This is a genomic window from Streptomyces sp. NPDC054956 (genome assembly GCF_053609185.1).
The window spans coordinates 1-17,849 of record NZ_JBSGXB010000033.1 but is presented as its reverse complement, the minus strand read 5'-3'; the positions used below and the strand labels follow the sequence as shown (position 1 = coordinate 17,849).

At 71.1% G+C, this 17,849-nt stretch carries 22 protein-coding genes; 18 read left to right on the top strand and 4 right to left on the bottom strand.

What is annotated here, in order from left to right:
* The first annotated feature begins 33 nt into the window (after positions 1-33).
* From ACWGDE_RS09150 to ACWGDE_RS09130, 5 genes are read left to right on the top strand one after another with little or no spacing between them, the layout of a single operon-like run.
* A complete protein-coding gene (locus ACWGDE_RS09150) occupies positions 34-882 on the top strand; it encodes an AfsR/SARP family transcriptional regulator (RefSeq protein WP_453388349.1) in 849 nt (282 codons plus the stop codon).
* A gap of 20 nt (positions 883-902) precedes the next feature.
* Complete coding sequence (locus tag ACWGDE_RS09145) at positions 903-1,172, top strand: acyl carrier protein (protein WP_385341793.1); 270 nt, start codon at positions 903-905, stop codon at positions 1,170-1,172.
* On the top strand, positions 1,169-1,906 hold the full coding sequence (locus tag ACWGDE_RS09140; protein WP_453388348.1) for an SDR family NAD(P)-dependent oxidoreductase: 738 nt from the start codon (positions 1,169-1,171) through the stop codon (positions 1,904-1,906). The genes ACWGDE_RS09145 and ACWGDE_RS09140 overlap by 4 nt, the downstream gene beginning before the upstream one ends.
* Positions 1,906-2,295 (top strand): SchA/CurD-like domain-containing protein, encoded by a 390-nt coding sequence (locus ACWGDE_RS09135; protein ID WP_453388347.1) that lies wholly within the window; start codon positions 1,906-1,908, stop codon positions 2,293-2,295. The genes ACWGDE_RS09140 and ACWGDE_RS09135 overlap by 1 nt, the downstream gene beginning before the upstream one ends.
* Positions 2,292-2,744 (top strand): anthrone oxygenase family protein, encoded by a 453-nt coding sequence (locus tag ACWGDE_RS09130; protein WP_453388346.1) that lies wholly within the window; start codon positions 2,292-2,294, stop codon positions 2,742-2,744. Before ACWGDE_RS09135 ends, ACWGDE_RS09130 begins: the two co-directional genes overlap by 4 nt.
* Before the next feature lie 123 nt (positions 2,745-2,867).
* Here the strand turns inward: ACWGDE_RS09130 and ACWGDE_RS09125 are convergent, their stop codons facing one another.
* Positions 2,868-3,248 (bottom strand): SchA/CurD-like domain-containing protein, encoded by a 381-nt coding sequence (locus ACWGDE_RS09125; RefSeq protein WP_453388345.1) that lies wholly within the window; start codon positions 3,246-3,248, stop codon positions 2,868-2,870.
* A 179-nt stretch (positions 3,249-3,427) separates the two neighbouring features.
* On the opposite strand from ACWGDE_RS09125, the gene ACWGDE_RS09120 reads away from it, so the two are divergent.
* The 13 genes from ACWGDE_RS09120 to ACWGDE_RS09060 all read left to right on the top strand — a co-directional run bounded on the left by ACWGDE_RS09120 (position 3,428) and on the right by ACWGDE_RS09060 (position 13,866).
* The gene (locus ACWGDE_RS09120; protein ID WP_214948891.1) at positions 3,428-3,763 is read left to right on the top strand and encodes a TcmI family type II polyketide cyclase; all 336 of its coding nucleotides are present in this window, start codon (positions 3,428-3,430) and stop codon (positions 3,761-3,763) included.
* Positions 3,760-4,194: a cupin domain-containing protein gene (locus ACWGDE_RS09115; RefSeq protein ID WP_453388344.1), complete on the top strand. Its 435-nt coding sequence runs from the start codon at positions 3,760-3,762 to the stop codon at positions 4,192-4,194. The genes ACWGDE_RS09120 and ACWGDE_RS09115 overlap by 4 nt, the downstream gene beginning before the upstream one ends.
* On the top strand, positions 4,191-5,474 hold the full coding sequence (locus ACWGDE_RS09110) for a beta-ketoacyl-[acyl-carrier-protein] synthase family protein (protein ID WP_453388343.1): 1,284 nt from the start codon (positions 4,191-4,193) through the stop codon (positions 5,472-5,474). The genes ACWGDE_RS09115 and ACWGDE_RS09110 overlap by 4 nt, the downstream gene beginning before the upstream one ends.
* 2 nt (positions 5,475-5,476) lie before the next feature.
* Complete coding sequence (locus tag ACWGDE_RS09105) at positions 5,477-6,706, top strand: ketosynthase chain-length factor (RefSeq protein WP_453388342.1); 1,230 nt, start codon at positions 5,477-5,479, stop codon at positions 6,704-6,706.
* 77 nt (positions 6,707-6,783) lie between these two features.
* On the top strand, positions 6,784-7,248 hold the full coding sequence (locus ACWGDE_RS09100; RefSeq protein ID WP_453388341.1) for an SRPBCC family protein: 465 nt from the start codon (positions 6,784-6,786) through the stop codon (positions 7,246-7,248).
* A 10-nt stretch (positions 7,249-7,258) separates the two neighbouring features.
* Complete coding sequence (locus ACWGDE_RS09095) at positions 7,259-7,720, top strand: anthrone oxygenase family protein (protein WP_453388340.1); 462 nt, start codon at positions 7,259-7,261, stop codon at positions 7,718-7,720.
* 57 nt (positions 7,721-7,777) lie between these two features.
* Positions 7,778-8,533 (top strand): SDR family NAD(P)-dependent oxidoreductase, encoded by a 756-nt coding sequence (locus tag ACWGDE_RS09090; protein ID WP_453388339.1) that lies wholly within the window; start codon positions 7,778-7,780, stop codon positions 8,531-8,533.
* Positions 8,533-8,865, top strand: a complete 333-nt coding sequence (locus ACWGDE_RS09085; RefSeq protein WP_453388338.1) for an antibiotic biosynthesis monooxygenase family protein — start codon at positions 8,533-8,535, stop codon at positions 8,863-8,865. Before ACWGDE_RS09090 ends, ACWGDE_RS09085 begins: the two co-directional genes overlap by 1 nt.
* A complete protein-coding gene (locus tag ACWGDE_RS09080) occupies positions 8,855-9,166 on the top strand; it encodes an antibiotic biosynthesis monooxygenase family protein (RefSeq protein ID WP_453388337.1) in 312 nt (103 codons plus the stop codon). Before ACWGDE_RS09085 ends, ACWGDE_RS09080 begins: the two co-directional genes overlap by 11 nt.
* 79 nt (positions 9,167-9,245) lie before the next feature.
* Positions 9,246-10,109: an NAD(P)-dependent oxidoreductase gene (locus ACWGDE_RS09075; protein WP_453388336.1), complete on the top strand. Its 864-nt coding sequence runs from the start codon at positions 9,246-9,248 to the stop codon at positions 10,107-10,109.
* A gap of 13 nt (positions 10,110-10,122) precedes the next feature.
* Complete coding sequence (locus ACWGDE_RS09070; protein ID WP_453388335.1) at positions 10,123-11,802, top strand: FAD-dependent monooxygenase; 1,680 nt, start codon at positions 10,123-10,125, stop codon at positions 11,800-11,802.
* Positions 11,799-12,179: an antibiotic biosynthesis monooxygenase family protein gene (locus tag ACWGDE_RS09065; RefSeq protein ID WP_453388334.1), complete on the top strand. Its 381-nt coding sequence runs from the start codon at positions 11,799-11,801 to the stop codon at positions 12,177-12,179. Before ACWGDE_RS09070 ends, ACWGDE_RS09065 begins: the two co-directional genes overlap by 4 nt.
* A 124-nt stretch (positions 12,180-12,303) precedes the next feature.
* Positions 12,304-13,866, top strand: coding sequence for a multicopper oxidase family protein (locus tag ACWGDE_RS09060; RefSeq protein ID WP_453388333.1), 1,563 nt, complete (start codon positions 12,304-12,306; stop codon positions 13,864-13,866).
* Between the two features lie 109 nt (positions 13,867-13,975).
* Here ACWGDE_RS09060 and asnB read toward each other — a convergent pair whose 3' ends face one another.
* From asnB to ACWGDE_RS09045, 3 genes are all read right to left on the bottom strand, one after another.
* The gene (gene asnB / locus ACWGDE_RS09055) at positions 13,976-15,829 is read right to left on the bottom strand and encodes an asparagine synthase (glutamine-hydrolyzing) (RefSeq protein WP_453388332.1); all 1,854 of its coding nucleotides are present in this window, start codon (positions 15,827-15,829) and stop codon (positions 13,976-13,978) included.
* Positions 15,830-15,872: 43 nt separating this feature from the next.
* Positions 15,873-17,501, bottom strand: a complete 1,629-nt coding sequence (locus ACWGDE_RS09050; protein WP_453388331.1) for an FAD-dependent monooxygenase — start codon at positions 17,499-17,501, stop codon at positions 15,873-15,875.
* A gap of 111 nt (positions 17,502-17,612) precedes the next feature.
* Positions 17,613-17,849 (bottom strand): adenosylhomocysteinase (locus ACWGDE_RS09045; protein WP_453388330.1); only part of this gene is annotated, 237 nt, incomplete at its 5' end.

Genomic DNA, 17,849 nt, shown 5'->3' with positions numbered 1-17,849 from the left:
GCGGACACCCCAACCACAAGGAGTTGTTCAGGCATGGACATCAGCGTCCTCGGGCCCTTTCGCGCCACCCAGTCCGGTGTTCCCCTCCACCTCACGGCCGTCAAGCCGCGCAAGGTGTTCGCGCTGCTCGCCCTCCAGGCCGACCAGGTCGTCTCGGTCGCCTCGCTCGTGGAGGAGGTCTGGGGCGAAAGCCCTCCGCGCAGCGTGCAGACCACCCTGCAGACGTACATCCTCCAGATCCGCCACCTCATCGGCGCGGCGCTGGCCGACGAGCCGGACGGTACCGGACTGCCCCGCGGCGCCAAGAGCGTCCTGGTCACTGAGCCGGGCGGCTACCGGCTGGACACCCAGGGCGGACTCATCGACGCCCAGGAGTTCGACGCCCTGTCCTCGGCCGGCCACCGCGCCCTCGACCAGGGCGACTGGGCCGGTTCCTCCGCGTACTTCGGACAGGCCCTGTCCCTGTGGCACGGCCGCGCTCTGGCCGACGTCCAGTGCGGTGTGCTCCTCGAGGTCGAGGCCACCCGGCTCGACGAGTCGCGCATGAGCGTCCTTCACCGCCGAATCGAGGCAGACCTGAGGCTCGGCCGTCACCATGAGCTCATCGGCGAACTGTCCGGGCTCGTGGCCCGGCACCCCATGCACGAGGCCCTGCACGAGCAGCTGATGCTCGCGCTCTACCGGGCCGGGCGGCGCAGTGACGCCCTGATGGTCTACCGGCAGCTGCGCGCCTCTCTCAACCAGACTCTGGGGCTCGACCCCTCACCCAGCATCGAGTTCCTGCACCGCGCGGTTCTCGACTCCTCGCCACAGCTCGACCTGGAGGGAACCCCGGCGCTGTCCGGCGTCTCGGGAATCCCGCTGCTGGCAAGGGCCAACTGATTCTCCTGAGAGGAAGCATCGTGAGCGACATAACCCTTTCCGAGCTCGGTGAGCTGCTGCTCGAATGCGTCGGAGCGCCGGAGGAGGGCATGGCCTTCGAGGGCGACCAAGCCCTGGACACGCCGTTCCTCGAGTTCGGCTACGACTCCCTCGCCCTGCTCCAGGTCACCAGCGTGATCAACCGTACGTACGGGATCGTGCTGAACGACGACGCGGTGGCGGAGGCGGAGACCCCCCGCCTGCTGCTCGCACTGATCGCCACCGCCCCCCGCGCCGGAGCCGTTCGGTGACGGAGGCGTTCGCCGGCCGCCGGGTCGTCATCACGGGTGCCACCCGGGGCATCGGCCGGGCGACGGCCCTGGCCTTCGCCCGGGCCGGCGCCCGGATCGTCGCCAGCTACCGCAGCGACGGCGAGCGGGCCAAGGCCCTGGGCGCCGAACTGGAAGCCGCCGGCGCCGAGTACGAGCTCGTCCAGGCCGATCTGACCACCCGCGAGGGTGCGCAGCTGCTGGCCGGGGCGGCGCTCGAGCGCCTCGGCGGCGTCGACGTCCTGGTCAACAACCTCGGAGTCGACGGGCACGTCCCCTTCGGCAAGCTCTCCGAGGAGGAGTGGCACCGGGTCCTGGACCACAACGCCACCTCGGCCTACCTGGTCACCCAGTCCGTGCTCGACGCCCTGGCCCCCGGCGCCTCGGTGGTCAACATCGGTGCCTCCGTGGCCCTGCGGGGCCGCCCGCTGGGCGTGCACTACAGCACGTCCAAGGCCGCGCTGGTCGGGTTCACGCGCGCCCTGGCCAAGGAGCTCGGCCCGCGCGGGATCAGGGTCAACCTGGTCGCGCCCGGAGTCACCGAGACCGAGCCGGGCGCCGGCCTGCCGCCGCAGCTGGCGGCCAAGCTGACCGCGCTGACCGCTCTGGGACGGCTCGGCACCCCCGAGGACGTCGCCGGGGCGGTGCTCTACCTCGCCGGCGACTCCGCCGCGTACGTCACCGGCACCACGATCGAAGTCGACGGAGGAATCTGATGCCCTACGCAGCCATCACGTACAAGGTCAAGCCCGGCTTCGAGGACGAGATCGCCGAGATCTTCGCCGCCTTCGAGCGGGTCGACACCCCCGAGTTCGCGGGGGACAGCGGGGACGCGGCGGGCCGGCTGCTCGGCACCGGCGTCTTCGTCAAGGACGACAACATCGTGCGCGTCATCCACTACGAAGGGGACTTCGCGGCGGTCGGCAAGCACATGGCCGCCCAGAAGGGCGTCCACATCCTCGAGGACAAGCTGGCCCCGTACCTCGCGGTGCAGCGGGACACCACCACGCCGGAGGGGTTCGCGGAGTACTTCCGCAACGCCATCATGCGCAGCGTCCAGCAGCTGAGCGTGGAGACCCACCCGGTGGGGGCTCAGTCGTCATGAACGAGGTCCTGGGTGTCTTGGCCCTGCTCGGCAGCGGCGTCACCGCGGGAGTCCTGTTCGCCGTCGCGCTGAGCGTCCTTCCGGCGCTCTTCGCGATGGAGACGGGCACCTACGTCCACGCGCACAAGCTGCTGGGCCGGAACTGGGACCCCACGATGCCGGTCATCGTACTGAGCAGCACGCTCGTCAACGCGGTGCTGGCGGTGACCGTCAGCGGTACCGGGCGGCCGCTCTTCGGGGCCTCCGCGGTACTGCTGCTCGGCGTCTCCGGGGTGTCCCATCTGTGCAACGTGCCGATCAACAGGCGGGTGAAGTCGATCACCGATCCCGCGGTCATACCCGCCGACTGGGAGGATCCCCGCCCGCTCTGGCGCAAGTTCCACCACCTGCGCACGGCCCTGGCACTGGTGGCGCTGGTGCTCACCGCGGCGGGAGTCGCGGCGATCTGAGCACGGCGTGCACGGCGTGCACGGCGACAGCGGAACGACCACGGCGCGGCGGCCGCGTACTGGATTCCAGTACGGCCGTCGCGCCGTCGGCATGCGTGGGGTGAAGCGGGGAGGCGTACCGGCTCAGACGGCGGCCGGCAGGTCCCTGCTGGAGAACTGCACGACCGTGGTCAGCAGGCTCCGCTTGAAGGTGGCCACGAAGCCCTCGGGGGTCTCGGTCTCGCGCGGCTTGCTCAGATAGGGCTTGATCGACTCCTCGAAGTCGCGCACCCCCGGCTGCACGGCCATGTGGCGCGCGACCGCGTCCAGGTCGCCCGTGTACTCGATGACGCGCACCAGGGTGTCGTCGCGCAGGAAGACCGCGGTGGCGAGCAGCGTGCCGGCCTCCGCCCCCGACGCGTCCGTGACCCGGTTGCCCTTGACGCGCTTGAAGCTGCCGAAGATCTCGGTGAGCTCCGCCTCGAAGCCCGGCTTGACGTCGTAAGTGATCGCTGCGAACGGCATGCGAAGTCCTCCGCTGTGGTGGTCGGTCCGCGTGCAGCCAACCCGGTGCCGCTCGGGGCCCGCTCGCGCCGCCCTCGCCGCGGGGCGCTGCACCGGCACTGGAGGTGGTATCAAGCCTTCCTCCAGATCGCGGTGAGACCTTCCGTCCCGCAGGCACCGACTTCTCGGGAGGGACCACCGTGCATCGCACTCTGATCGTCGCCAAGCTGCGACCGGACAAGACCGATGACATCGCGAAGATCTTCGGCGAGTCGGACGAGTCCGACCTGCCGCACCTGATCGGCGTCAGCCGCCGCACGCTCTTCAAGTTCCACGGCCTGTACTTCCACCTGGTGGAGGCCGACGAGGACATCAACGCGAACCTCTACCGCGCTCGGAGCCACCCGCTCTACGACGACATCAACACCAAGCTCGCCCAGTGTGTCGAACCCTACGACCCGGACTGGAAAGAGCCCAAGGACGCGATGGCCGAGCCCTTCTACATCTGGACCAAGGACGGAGGGCGGATCAAGTGACCACCGCCATTTCTCGCACTGTGAAGGTGACCTCGGACGAGGTCGAGGCCAACACCAAGCGCGGTGGTGACATCCGCGTCACCCTCAGCCCCAAGACGGTTGGCTGCACCTCCGGCTTCGGCGGGGTCATGACCCTCGACCCGGCCGACTGGATCACGGAGCACTACCACCCGTACTCCGAGGAGTTCCTGCACGTCATCGACGGCACGCTGGAGATGACGCTGGACGGCCAGAAGGTCGTACTCGGCGCCGGCGACTCGCTGCTCGTCCCGATCGGCGTGCGCCACCGCCTGGTCAACGTCGGCGATGCCACGGCCCGCTGCGCCTTCCACCTCTCGCCGCTCGCGCCGAGCCCCGAGTACGGCCACGTCGACACCGAGATCGCCCAGCGTCCCGAGCAGGCCAACCCCGATGTCGGCGGTGCCAAGTGACCCGACGGGCCGTCATCACCGGCATCGGCACGGTCGTGCCGGGCGGGGTGGGCCGTGAGGCGTTCTGGGGAACGCTGTCCGGGGGACGGACCGCCACCCGGCGGATCTCCCTGTTCGACGCGGGCGCGTTCCGCTCGCAGGTCGCCGCCGAGGTCGACTTCGACCCGGCGGCCTCGGGTCTGACCCCGCGCCAGATCCGCCGGATGGACCGCGCCGCGCAGTTCGCCGTCGTCTCCGCCCGGGAGGCGGTGGCGGACAGCGGGATCGAGCTCTCCGCGCTGGCCCCCGAGCGGCTGACCGTCTCCATCGGCTCGGCCGTCGGCTGCACGATGGGGCTGGAGGAGGAGTACGTCACCCTCTCCGACAGCGGCCGCAAGTGGCTCGTCGACCACGAGTACGGCGTCCCGCACCTGTACGGGTACATGATCCCCTCCACCCTGGCGGCCGAGGTCGCCTGGGAGGTCGGGGCCGAGGGCCCGGTCGCGCTGGTCTCCACCGGCTGCACCTCCGGTCTGGACTCCATCGGGCACGCCGTCCAGCTCATCGAGGAGGGGTCCGCCGACGTCGCCATCGCCGGCGCCACCGACGCGCCGATCTCGCCGATCACCTCGGCCTGCTTCGACGCGATCAAGGCGACCACCGCGAACAACGACGACCCGGCGCACGCTTCGCGCCCCTTCGACGGGACGCGCGACGGCTTCGTGCTCGCCGAGGGCTCCGCCGTCATGGTCATCGAGGAGCGCGAGGCGGCCATCGCCCGCGGCGCCCGGATCTACGCCGAGATCGTCGGCTTCGCCGGACGCAGCAACGCGTACCACATGACCGGTCTCAAGCCCGACGGGCGGGAGATGGCCGAGGCCATCAGCGTCGCCCTGGACCAGGCGAAGCTCGACCCGACGGCCGTGGGCTACATCAACGCGCACGGCTCGGGCACCCTGCAGAACGACCGGCACGAGACCGCCGCGTTCAAGCGGAGCCTGGGCAACCACGCCTACGACATCCCGGTCAGCTCCATCAAGTCCATGGTCGGCCACTCGCTGGGCGCCATCGGCTCCATCGAGGTGGCCGCCAGCGCCCTGGCGCTCGACCGGCAGGTCGTCCCGCCCACCGCCAACCTGACGACCAAGGACCCGCTCTGCGATCTGGACTACGTCCCGATCACGGCCCGCGACCACTCCATGGACGTCGTCCTCAGCGTCGGCAGCGGCTTCGGCGGCTTCCAGACGGCCATGCTGCTCGCGCGCCCCGGCTCCGCCGCGGCCGCGGCCGGAAGGAGCTGATGATGGCCCCCTCCTCCGACCACCGCCCCCCGGTGATCACCGGACTCGGGATCTTCGCCCCCACCGGCGTCGGCGTCGAGGCCCACTGGGCCTCGGTGCTCGCCGGCAAGTCGGGGATCGGGCGCATCGGCCGGTTCGACCCGTCGAGCTACCCGGTCCAGCACGCCGGACAGGTACCGGGCTTCACCGCCCAGGAGTCCGTCAAGCCGAACCGGCTCATCTCGCAGACCGACCACTGGACCCATCTCGCACTGGCCGCCAGCGAGGCGGCGCTCGAGGACTCGGGCGCCGACCTGACGGCCATCCCCGAGTACGAGATGGCCGTCGTCACCTCCTCGTCCTCCGGTGGAACGGAGTTCGGCCAGAAGGAGATGACGGCGCTCTACCAGAACGACCCGAGCTGGGTCGGCGCCTACCAGTCGATCGCCTGGTTCTACGCGGCGACCACCGGCCAGGTGTCCATCAAGCACAACATGCGCGGACCGTGCGGGGTCCTCGCGGGCGAGCAGGCCGGCGGGCTCGACGCCATCGGCCAGGCCCGCCGCCTGACCCGCAAGGGCTCCCGGCTCGTCGTCACCGGCGGTACGGACGCCTCGTTGTGCCCGTACGCCCTGACCGCGCAGCTGACGAACGGCAAGCTCTCCCGGGTCCCGGACCCGGAGCGCGCCTACGTGCCGTTCGACGCCGAGGCCTCGGGCTACCTTCCCGGGGAGGGCGGCGCGATCCTCGTACTGGAGAGCGCCGAGGCCGCCGAGGAACGCGGCGCCCGCAGCTACGGCCGGGTCCTCGGCTACGCCTCGGGCTTCGACCCGGCGCCCGAGTCCGAGCGGCCGCGCGCACTGCGCCGTACGGCCGAGGCCGCCATCGCCGACGCCGGCCTCACCCCGGCCGACATCGACGTGGTCTTCGCCGATGCCGCGGGCGTCCCCGCGGACGACCGCGACGAGGCGCGCACCATCACCGAGATCTTCGGCCCCCGGGGCGTCCCGGTCACCGCGCCGAAGACGCTCACCGGCCGGCTGTACGGCGGGGGCGCGCCGCTCGACGTCGCCACCGCCCTGCTGTCGCTGCGCGAGGGCGTGATCCCCCACACCCCCCACATCCGCGCGCTCGCACCCGGCTTCGAGATCGACCTGGTCACGGGAGCCCCCCGGCAGCAGTCCCTGCGCCACGCACTGGTTCTGGCCCGCGGTCACGGGGGCTTCACCTCCGCTCTCGTCCTCGGTCGCTGACCCCGCCGCACCTCCCCCCACACGGCCGACACGGCTGAAGACACGAACCGAGCCGACACCCAGAGGAGCACGGAACCGTGGCTGGACACACCGACAACTTCATCGTCATCGACGCCCCCCTGGACGTCGTCTGGGACATCACCAACGACGTCCCGAACTGGCCGAACCTGTTCAGCGAGTACGCCAGCGCCGAGGTCATCGAGGAGGAGGGCGACTCCATCGTCTTCCGCCTCACCATGCACCCCGACGAGGACGGCAACGTCTGGAGCTGGGTCTCGCGCCGCACCCGCGACGTCGCGACCCGCACGGTCGCGGCCCAGCGGGTGGAGACCGGGCCGTTCGACTACATGCACATCAAGTGGGAGTACACGCCGGAGCCCTCGGGCGGCGTGCGGATGCGCTGGATCCAGGACTTCCACATGAAGCCCGAGGCCCCGGCCACGGACGAGGCCATGACGGAGTACCTGAACCACAACACCAAGATCCAGATGGACCTCATCAAGGAACGGGTAGAGGCACAGGCCCGCGCCCTCGTCCGCTGAGGAGCCGGCGGTGCTGACCTTCATCGCTCCGCTGCTCCTGCTGGTCAACGGGCTGGCCGCGGGAGTCCTCTTCGGCACCCAGCTCGGGGGCTTCCCGTACCTGGCCTCACTGCCCGCCGACCGCTACGTCAACGCACACGCGTTCTTCGGCACGCGCTACGACCCGGCGATGCCCATCTGCCTGGTGGGCACGATCGTCTGTGACGTGGTGCTGGCGATCGGCGCGCCGGTGGCCGGGGCGCAGACCCTGTTCGCCGTGGCGGCCCTGCTCGCCGCGATCACGGCGGGCATCTCCGTCACCAAGAACGTCCCGGTCAACCGGTGGATGCGCACCCTCGACCCGGACAACCTGCCGAGCGACTTCGCCGAGCGCGACCCCCGCAAGGTCTGGGGCGCCTGGAACCGCCTGCGCAGCTGGCTGACCATCGCCGCGCTCGTCGTCAACTGCGCGGCCCTGGGCTTCCTGCTCTGAGCGGCCGCCAGGCCGCCCCCGCTTTCCCTCGATACGCAACTTCACGGAGGAACACCCATGGACCTCGAACTCCGGGGCAAGAAGGCCCTGGTCACCGGCGGCACCCGCGGTGTCGGTCGAGGCGTCGTACTGGCGCTCGCCCACGCCGGTGTCGACGTCATCACCTGCTACCAGCGCGAAAGCGACTTCGTCACCTCCCTGGAGAGCGAGCTGAAGGAGATCGGCGGCAACCACCACGTGCTGCGCGCCGACCTCTCCCAGCCCGAGGAGATCGCGGGCCTGCTCCAGCAGGTCGGTGAGCTCACCGGCGGCCGCCTGGACCTCCTGGTCAACAACGCCGGCGCCATCAGCCACATCCCGTACAAGGACCTCCCGCTCGACGAGTGGAACCGGATCCTCGCCACCAACATCACCGGCGCCCACCTGGTCATCCAGCACGCGCTGCCGCTGCTCGGCGAGGGGTCCTCGGTCGTCTCGATCGGCTCCCGCGCCGTCGACGCCGGCATCCCGCTGCGCGCGCACTACACCACCACCAAGGCCGCGCTCGTGGGCCTGAACCGCTCGCTGGCCAAGGAGTTCGGCTCGCAGGGCATCCGCTTCAACGTGGTCGCGCTCGGGGTCATCGAGACCGAGAACTTCTACGCGATGCCGGCGGACCAGCAGAAGCTCATGTCGGAGCGGTACGGCGCCAAGACCGCGCTGGGCCGGCTCGGCACCCCCGACGAGGTGGCCGGCGCCATCCTGTGGCTCGCCAGCGACCTGTCCCGCTACGTCACCGGCAACACGATCGGTGTCGACGGAGGTATCTCCTGATGGCCTTCCGCGTGATGCTCCGCATGGAGATCGAGCCCGGCAAGGAGGCCGACTTCGAGAAGGCCTGGCACGAGGGGACCGAGGCGGTCACCGGCCACCCGGCCAACCTCGGCCAGTCCCTCGCCCGCGAGGACGCCCGCACGGCCGGCGACAAGACGATCTTCGTGATCATCAGCGACTGGACGGACGAGCCGCGCTTCCGCGAGTTCGAGGACAGCCCCGCGCACCTCGAACACCGTGCGACCCTGCACCCCTTCCGCAAGGGCGGCTCCTTCCACGTCATGGAGGTGCTCACCACCATCGAGGGCAAGGCGGCCGCCGATGCCCGGTGAGGTGAGGGTCCTGGTCTACCAGGCGGCCTACGACGAGGAGCAGCTGGCCGCCGTACGGGACGCCTACCACCTGGTCAGCAAGCGGCTCGCGGGGGTCCCCGGCATGCTCGGCAACGAGCTGCTGAGGTCCCCCGGCGACCCGACCGCGCTCGTCGTGGTCAGCCGCTGGGAGTCCATGGCCGCCTTCCAGGTCTGGGAGGAGGGGGCGGACCACCGCGAGGACACCGCCCCGCTGCGGCCGTTCCGCGACACCCGTACGAGCGCCCCCTTCGCCCTCTACGAGGTCGACGCGGCGTACTGACGGCCCAGGTACACCCCTCGATGCCGCTTCCCCGGACTCCCGAACCGGCGGCCGGCCCGGAAACGAAAGAGAACTTCCCATGACCAACCGACAGTTGGCATTCATCGGCCTGGGCAACATGGGCGGCGGCATGGCCGGCCGCCTGGTGGAGTCCGGGTACGCCCTGACCGTCTACAACCGGACCGCCTCCAAGGCGTCCGGACTCGTCGAGGCGGGGGCCAAGCTCGCCGACGCCCCCGAGCGCGCCGCCGCCGGCCACGACATCGTCATGCTCAGCCTCTCCGACGAGAAGGCGGTCGAGGAGATCCTCTTCGGCCGGGTGGTGCCCGTACTGGCCCCCGGCACCGTCATCGTCGACACCTCGACCGTCTCGCCGTCCTACGCCCGCGAAGCCGCGGTCCGCCTGGCGGCCAAGGGGCTGCGCCGCGTCGAGGCCTGCGTCGTCGGCAACCCGCTCCAGGCCCGCAAGGGCCAGCTGCGCGTGTACGTCTCCGGCGACCCGGCGGACCTCTACGACGCCCGGCCGGTCCTGGAGGCGATAGGCAGCGAGGTCACGCACGTCGGCGCCCCCGGCAACGCGGCGGCGATGAAGCTGATCCTCAACCTGCTGCTCGGCGCCCAGGTCGCCTCGCTCGCCGAGGCCGTCGCCTACGGCACCTCCGCGGGACTCGACCGCGACCAGCTCATAGGGGTCGTGTCCCAGAGCGGATTCAGCTCCATGGTCATGCGGTTCCGCGCCGACCTGATGCTCAAGCGCAGCTACGAGCCGGCCTTCTTCCGGTCCGAGCTGATGGAGAAGGACATCCGCATCGCCCTGGAGGCGGCCGCCGAGTACGGCACCCGGATGCCCGTACTGGACCTCGTACGCGAGCAGTTCGCCTCGATCGTGGCGGCGGGCGACGGGGACAAGGACGCCGCCGTGCTGGTGGAGCACCAGTCTTAGTCATCGAAGGGATGTGAGGGCAGTGCGCAGTACTGGCCGAAGTGCGCTCCGCAACACGGATGTACTGGTGGCCGGCGGAGGGCTGGCAGGGTTGGCTACGGCCCTGTTCCTCGCCGAGCAAGGAGTGGACTGCCTGTTGCTGGAGGGGCTGCGGGAGCGGCTTCGGCCACCGCGCATCCTCGGCGTCCACCCCCGGGCCATGGAGCTGCTGCGCTCCCTGGGCCTGGAGCAGAAGATCCGGCAGCTGCCGTCCTCGAAGGCGCTGGAGGAGAACACCGGGATCGCCCTCTCGGACACCCTCGCCGGGTGGGACCTCACCACGATCGACGAGAAGTACCTCCTGGACGTGCACGCCGAACCGGGCAGCCTGTCGCCGACCAGCTGGTGCCTGGCCGACGAACGGGAGCTGGAGTCCGTCCTGCGCGAGCGCGCCGAACGCCTCGGCCTGCTCGTGGGCATGCACTGCGAGCTGGTCTCCTTCGACCAGGGCGGCCCCGGCATCGACGAGGTCACCGCACTCGTACGGGACCTGGAGACGGGGGAGCAGAGCCAGGTCAAGGCCTGCTACCTGATCGACGCGGGCGGCACCGGCGGCCAGGTGCGCAGCCGGCTCGGCATCCCCTTCGAGGGCCACACGATGGGCCACTTCGTCACGGTCCGCTTCTCCGCCGACCTCCAGAACGAGACCCGCGGCCGCAAGTTCATCATGTGCTACACGGTGAACCCGGTCCTGCACGGCTCCCTCATGCCGCTCGACAACGCCGGGGACTGGCTGCTGCACGTCAAGTACGACCCGGAGAAGGACCTGCTGGAGTCCTTCACCCCCGAGCGCTGCACGGAGCTCATCCGGGCCGCGACCGGGGTCAAGCACCTCGACCCGGACATCCTCCAGGTCAGCCCCTGGCCGGGCGAGGCCCGCACCGCGGGCCGGTTCTCCGACGGCAGGGTCTTCCTCGTCGGCGACTCCGCCCACGTCATGCCGCCCAGCGGAGGCTTCGACGCCGGCACCGGCATCCTGGACGGGCACAACCTGGCCTGGAAGATCGCGGCCGTGCTCAACGGCTGGGCCGACCCCGACCTGCTGGAGACGTACGACGAGGAGCGCCGCCCGGTCTGCGCCGCCACGGTCGAACAGGCCGTGCTGCGCTCCCGCGACCGGGCCCGCCTCATCAAGCAGTCCCCCGAACCGGTCTCGCCCGAGATCGCGGAGGACCCGCTGGTCTGGCGCGCCGCCCGCTACCGCTCCGCCGCGGTGATGCCCTGGGACGAGGGCACCCTGCCGGGATTCGGGGTCTGGGCGGCGGAGAACGACGGCCGCCCCGGCTGCCGCGCACCGCACCTGCGACTGCGCTACGGCGGCTCGGAGATCTCCGTACTGGACCTCTTCGGCCGCTCCATGGTGCTGCTCACCGGGCCCGACAACCGGCCCTGGCTCGAGGCCGGCCGCTCCGTCGCGGCGGAACTCGGCACGCCGCTCGCGTTCTACGGCATGGGCATCGACCTGGACGACCTCGACGACCGCTGGCCCGAGCTGTACGGGGTCACCGCCCAGGGCGCCGTACTGGTGCGCCCCGACGGGGTCGTCGCCTGGCGCTGCGCCGAAGCGCCGATCTTCACCCGGAACGTGTTGCGCAGCATGATCAAGCGGGTTCTCCGGCTGGACCAGCCGCCCGCGGACAAGGGGAGCTCATGACCGCCACCGCCACCGCCGCAGCCATCGCCGCCGTCAGCAGGACCCCGGTGGACCCGGGACGGGAGGCGGCCCCGGTCCGGGTGATCCTCCGCATGGAGATCTTCCCGGAGATGGCGTCCGACTTCGAGAAGGTCTGGCTGACCATCGGCGAGGCCATCGCCGCCGAGCCCGCCAACGTCGGCCAGACGCTGGTGAAGTCGAACGAGGCGACCGGCCTCTACTTCGTCTTCACCGACTGGAGGAGCGAGAAGGAGTTCCGCGACTTCGAGGTCAGCGCGCGCCACACCCTGCACCGCCAGAAGCTCAAGCCCTACCGGCGCACCGGCGCGATGGACGTGACCGAGGTGGTGTTCCGGCTGGAGCCCACCGGCCAGTGACCGCAGGTCAGCGCCATCCGTGCCTTGCATGGGGCTCCGCCCCGCTCCAGCGGCTCACGAGCCGCACCCGAGGGGCGGGGCGGAACCATGGGTGGACCGAGTGGAGAACTTGCGAGGACGCACCATGAAGCCTTCCCGTCGCCCTGTCCGCCGCCGTCTCTTCCTCACCCTGGGAGGAGCGGCCCTGGTCGCGGGAGCCGGCTACGGCGGCAACTTCCTGTGGGTCTACCAGGACTACGAGCGCAGCAACGTCGGAGACCTCGACTTCGCCAACCCGCTCAGGATCCCCGAACTGCTGCACCCCGAAGCCTCCGGGGGCAAACGGACCTACCGCCTCGACCTCGCGCCCGGCAGCACGGAGCTGTTACCGGGGAAGAAGACCGCCACCTGGGGCGCGAACGGCACGTACCTCGCCCCCACCCTGCGGGCCCGCCGCGGTGAGGTCATGGCGATGGACGTGCGCAACGGGCTGCCCGAGGCGACCACCCTGCACTGGCACGGCATGCACCTGCCCGCCTCCATGGACGGCGGACCGCACCAGATGATCCCCGCCGGGGAGTCCTGGCGCCCCGAGTGGACCGTCCGCCAGCCCGCGTCGACCCTCTGGTACCACCCGCACCCGCACGGTTCCACGGGCAGCCACGTCTACCGGGGCGTCGCCGGGATGATCATCCTCGACGACGACGCGTCGGACCGGGCGGGACTGCCCTCGAACTACGGTGTCGACGACATACCTCTGGTGATCCAGGACAAGAACTTCCACGACGACGGCTCCCTCGACTTCACCGAGACCCACCTGCGGTCCTCGATCGCCGGCGCCGACAACATCGGCCTGCTCGGCGACACCATCCTGGTCAACGGCACCTACAACCCGCACTTCGCCGTCACCACCGGCCGGGTGCGCTTCCGGCTGCTCAACGGCTCCAACGCCCGCGTCTACCGGATCGGCTTCCCCGACGACCGCAGCTTCCACCTGGTCGCCGTGGACAACGGGCTGCTCAAGCGCCCGCAGGCCATGACCCGGCTGCGCCTGGGCCCCGGCGAACGGGCCGAGATCGTCGTGGCCTTCAAGCCCGGCGAGAAGGCCGTGCTGCGCAGCTTCCCGCCCGAGCTGGGCTTCGGATTCCCCACCGACCGCTTCATGGGCGGCGACGACACCTTCGACCTCGTCCAGCTGCGGGCCGCGCAGACGCTCGCCGGCTCCCCGGAACTGCCCACCCGCGTGGACGGGGCCCCCGAGCCCATCCCCGTGCCCGACGGCGCGAAGGTCAGGAAGTTCGAGTTCGTCGGCTTCCAGATCAACGGCAAGACCATGGACATGACCCGCGTCGACGAGGTCGTGCCCGCGGGCGCCACCGAGATCTGGGAGATCGACCGCGGCGACACCTGGATCCACGCCTTCCACGTGCACGGCGCCACCTTCAACGTCATCGACGTCAACGGCCACGAGGCCCCCGCCTACGTCCAGGGCCCCAAGGACACCGTCTACCTGCCGGAGTTCGGCACGATCCGGCTCGCCGTCCGCTTCGACACCCTCACCGACCCGCGCAAGCCGTACATGTACCACTGCCACACCCTGTTCCACGAGGACCAGGGAATGATGGGCCAGTTCACCGTCGTGGAACCCGGCACGGAGAAGAACGCGCCGCGCACGATCACCGTGGACCACGCGTCCGGCCACCACTGACCGCCCGCCCCGCCCCGCCGCGCGCCGTCCCGGCCGGCACCCCGAGCATGCCGATGGCGGCCGCCCCCTCCCGGGGACGGCCGCCATCGGCATGTGGTCGCGGCTCCGGTCAGAGGACCAGCCGGATGCCGTACCGGCGCAGCCAGGTGTTCAGCTGGATGGGCAGTTCGACGTTGGCGCGCTTGGCCCAGCGGCTCAGCCCGTCCGGGTCGTCCAGCGTGGCCTGCACCGCGGACCGGTCGAGCAGCGGCTGCACCGGGGCGTCGGTGTCGGCGAGCAGCTCGCGCATCTCCGTGCGCAGCGCCTTCTCGTAGCCCGGATCCAGGGTCACCGGGTACGGGGTCTTGCGCCGGTCGATGACGCTCTGCGGCAGGACGTGCCGTACGGCGGCCCGCAGCAGGCTCTTCTCGCGGCCGTCGAAGTTCTGCAGCTCCCACGGCAGGTTGTACGCGTACTGCACCAGCCGGTGGTCGCAGTACGGCATCCGCACCTCCAGGCCCACCGCCTTGAACAGCCGCTCGGTGTGGCCGTTCTGGTTCTCCATGAAGTTGGTCAGGTGCACCCAGCACAGCTCGCGCATGTGCTTCTCCTGGTCGGACATCCCCGGCAGGTGGGGGGCCTCGGAGACGGACTCCCGGTAGCGCTGGGCCGCGTACTCCAGCGGCGCCAGCTCCTTGAGCAGCGAGTCCCCGAAGAGCCCGCAGCCCAGGCCCGCCGCGTCGTCGCGGACCACACCGCGGGCGACCCAGGGGAAGGTGTCCATCGTGCTCTCGACCGGATCGCGGTTCCAGGCGACCCCGTGGAAGAGCGAGTCGGCGGCCTCGCCCGTCAGCACCACCTTGGTCTCGCGCTGCGCCACCGCCTGCGCCAGCAGGTACAGCGAGGTGTTCATGTCGCCGAGCGGGGTCGGGTAGTCCTTGGCCCGCAGCACCGACCAGCGCGCCACCGCGTCGCTCAGCTCCGCGGGGTCCAGCACCACGTCGGTGTGGTCCGTGCCCAGGTGGCGCACCACGTCGGCCGCGTACGGGGCGTCCGGCGACTGACGGGTGTCGGTCGCCTGGAAGTTCTCCGCGTGCTGCGCGAAGTCCACGGTGAACGTACGGATGCGCTTGCCGGACTTGCGCAGCTCGGCGTCGGCGAGGCCGACGACCCCGCTGGAGTCCAGACCGCCGGAGAGCAGCGAGCCGACCGGCGCCTCCGTGCGCAGGTTGCGGGTGATGCTCTCCTCGAGGAGCCCGCGGATCGTGTCGACCGTGGTCTCGAGGCCGTCGGTGTGCTCCGCCGCCGTGATCTCCCACCACTGGGTCTTGGTGATGCCCCCGGCCCGCACCACCAGGTGGTGGCCGGCCCGCAGCCGGTGCATGCCGCGGAACGGGGCCACGTGCGGGGTGCCCGAGTACGTGAAGATCTCCCGCAGGCCGTCCGCGTCCACCTCCGGCTGCACCAGCGGGTGGGCGAGGATCGCCTTCGCCTCCGAGCCGAACACGATGCCCGTGGGCGTCGGGTAGTAGAACAGCGGCTCGACGCCGAGGCGGTCGCGGACCAGGAACAGCTCCTCGGACCTGGCGTCCCACACCACGCCCGCGAAGGTGCCCTCCAGGTGCGCGGCGGCCGCCGGACCCCACTCCAGGAAGGCGTGCAGCAGCGTCTCGGTGTCGCCGCCCGAGCGGAAGCGGTGCCCGCGCGAGGTGAGTTCCGCGCGCAGCTCCTGGTGGTTGAGGATCGAGCCGCTGTGGGCGGCCACCGCGATCGTCCTGCCGTCGTGGTCCAGGGCGACCGGCTGCCGCCCGTCCTCGAGGTCGAACACCGCGAGGCGGCGGTGTCCGAGGGCGGCCCGCGGCCCCACCCAGACACCCTCGCCGTCCGGGCCGCGCAGAGCCATCGTCGAGGTCATGGCCAGGATGGTGCTGCGCTCCCGGGTGAGATCCCGCGCGAAGTCCACCCAGCCGGTAATTCCAGACATGATCACTCCATCGCTTTGGTCAGGCTGTTGGGTCCGACAGGCCCTATCGGGAGAGCACCCGGGCCAGTACGCCGGCCAGCACGGACGACGCTTCGGCGTGGGCTCCGGGCGAGCGCCAGGCCACCACCCCGTCGGGGCGCACCAGGACGGCGCCCTCGTGGCCGACCCCGTAGGCCGTGTTCCAGGACTCGCCCGGGTCGGCCAGGCCGTCCTCGCCGAACCTGAGGACGTCGAGGGTGACGCCGAGCTGCCGGGCCGCGTCGCGGCCGGCCAGGGCCCACGCCGACGCACCGGCGCCCGCCACCAGCACCAGGTCCTTGGTGAACAGGTCGATCGCCGAGACGGGACGGCCGCCCCGCTCCAGGACCACGTGCGGGGCGCGCGTGCCGGGCCGCCCGTCCGGGTGGGGGTTCCACACCCCCTCCGGGGCGTCGTCCCCGTCCGCCGCGGCCACGGCGCCGGAGCGGTACCGTCCGCCGAACCAGATCTCCGTGTCGGCGTGGATCTCCGGGTTGCTCGGCGCGGGCTCCTTGTCGGCGAGCCGGGGCCGGTCCTTGGAGCGCAGCACGGCCTGCAGCACGGTGGCCGCGCCGACCGGACGGCGCTCGGCGTCGTAGCTCTCCAGCAGCCCCGGCCCGGCCTGGCCGGAGAGGACCGCGGCCAGCTTCCACGCCAGGTTGTGCGCGTCCTGCACGCCCGTGTTGGAGCCGAAGGCCCCGCTGGGCGGCATGACGTGGGCCGCGTCGCCGACGATGAACACCCGGCCGGAGCCGAACGAGGACGCCCAGCGGCCCGCGGCCTCCCACGGCATGGCGCCGACCACCTTGACGTCCAGGTCGGGCACCCCGGCGGCGGCCCGCACCAGGTCCCGGCAGCGCTCCTCGGTGAAGCCCGCCGGGTCCTCGACCGCCGGGTCGAAGCCCACGTGGAGCAGCCAGCGCCGGGAGTTGTCGAGGGGCATCAGCGCACCGCGGAGGGTGTCGTTGAACGTGTAGCACATGATGAACCGGCGCTCGCCGAGCTGCTCCGCGAGGTCGGCCTCGAAGTGGATGTTGAGGAAGTGCCCGGTGGTGCCGGGCCCTTCCACACCGATGCCGAGCTGCGCGCGGACCGGGCTGGCCGGCCCGTCGGCCGCGACCAGGTAGTCGGCGGTGACGGTGCTGGTCTCCCCGGTGTCCCGGTCGCGCAGCTCGGCGGTGATGCCGTGCTCGCCGTCCTCGTGCCGGAAGGACACCAGCTCGGTGCCGTAGCGGAAGCGCGAGCCGAGCTCCTCGGCGCGCCGCCGGATCACCGGCTCGAACTCGTCCTGGTGACACAGGCACCAGCCGGTGGGCGTCAGACGGCTCAGGTCGGTCCTGACGTCCATGAAGTACTGCTCGTGGAGCGCGCCCAGCTGGTGTCCGGCGAGCGACTGCGCGGCGTACACCCCGCTGTTGCCGGCCAGGGCCCGCGCCGACTCGGTGGCCCGGACCTCTTCCTCCAGGCCGACCGACCGGATCAGCTCCATGGCCCGGGGGTTGATGCCCCGGGCGCGCGGGTGCGGGGACATCCCCCGGTGGCGTTCCACCACGAGGCACGGCACGTCGTGCCAGGCCAGGAACAGGGCGGTGGAGAGTCCGGCCAGTCCGGCACCTACCACCAGTACGGGCGTGTGCTGTTGCTTACCGGACACACCAAACCTCCCTCTGCACGGACTCGCGGACGATTCGGACCATGCGGTCAGGGTGCGGGCGCCAGGTCGAAGCCCGATCGAGGGAGGCTGGAAGGTGCGTCGCGGAGCGCGTCAGTAGCGGTAGTGGTCCGGCTTGTAGGGACCGTCGACGTCCACGCCGATGTACGAGGCCTGCTCGGGACGCAGGGTCGTCAGCTTCACCCCGAGGGCGTCGAGGTGGAGGCGGGCCACCTTCTCGTCGAGGTGCTTGGGGAGCACGTAGACGCCGGTGGGGTACTCGGCGGGCTTGGTGAAGAGCTCGATCTGGGCCAGGGTCTGGTCCGCGAAGGAGTTCGACATCACGAAGGA

Coding starts and splice junctions, on each gene's coding strand:
- ACWGDE_RS09150 (WP_453388349.1), top strand. CDS start 34: ATGGACATCAGCGTCCTCGGGCCCTTTCGCGCCACCCAGTCCGGTGTT.
- ACWGDE_RS09130 (WP_453388346.1), top strand. CDS start 2,292: ATGAACGAGGTCCTGGGTGTCTTGGCCCTGCTCGGCAGCGGCGTCACC.
- ACWGDE_RS09125 (WP_453388345.1), bottom strand. CDS start 3,248: ATGCCGTTCGCAGCGATCACTTACGACGTCAAGCCGGGCTTCGAGGCG.
- asnB (WP_453388332.1), bottom strand. CDS start 15,829: ATGTCTGGAATTACCGGCTGGGTGGACTTCGCGCGGGATCTCACCCGG.
- ACWGDE_RS09105 (WP_453388342.1), top strand. CDS start 5,477: ATGGCCCCCTCCTCCGACCACCGCCCCCCGGTGATCACCGGACTCGGG.
- ACWGDE_RS09060 (WP_453388333.1), top strand. CDS start 12,304: ATGAAGCCTTCCCGTCGCCCTGTCCGCCGCCGTCTCTTCCTCACCCTG.
- ACWGDE_RS09080 (WP_453388337.1), top strand. CDS start 8,855: ATGCCCGGTGAGGTGAGGGTCCTGGTCTACCAGGCGGCCTACGACGAG.
- ACWGDE_RS09075 (WP_453388336.1), top strand. CDS start 9,246: ATGACCAACCGACAGTTGGCATTCATCGGCCTGGGCAACATGGGCGGC.
- ACWGDE_RS09065 (WP_453388334.1), top strand. CDS start 11,799: ATGACCGCCACCGCCACCGCCGCAGCCATCGCCGCCGTCAGCAGGACC.
- ACWGDE_RS09090 (WP_453388339.1), top strand. CDS start 7,778: ATGGACCTCGAACTCCGGGGCAAGAAGGCCCTGGTCACCGGCGGCACC.
- ACWGDE_RS09135 (WP_453388347.1), top strand. CDS start 1,906: ATGCCCTACGCAGCCATCACGTACAAGGTCAAGCCCGGCTTCGAGGAC.
- ACWGDE_RS09085 (WP_453388338.1), top strand. CDS start 8,533: ATGGCCTTCCGCGTGATGCTCCGCATGGAGATCGAGCCCGGCAAGGAG.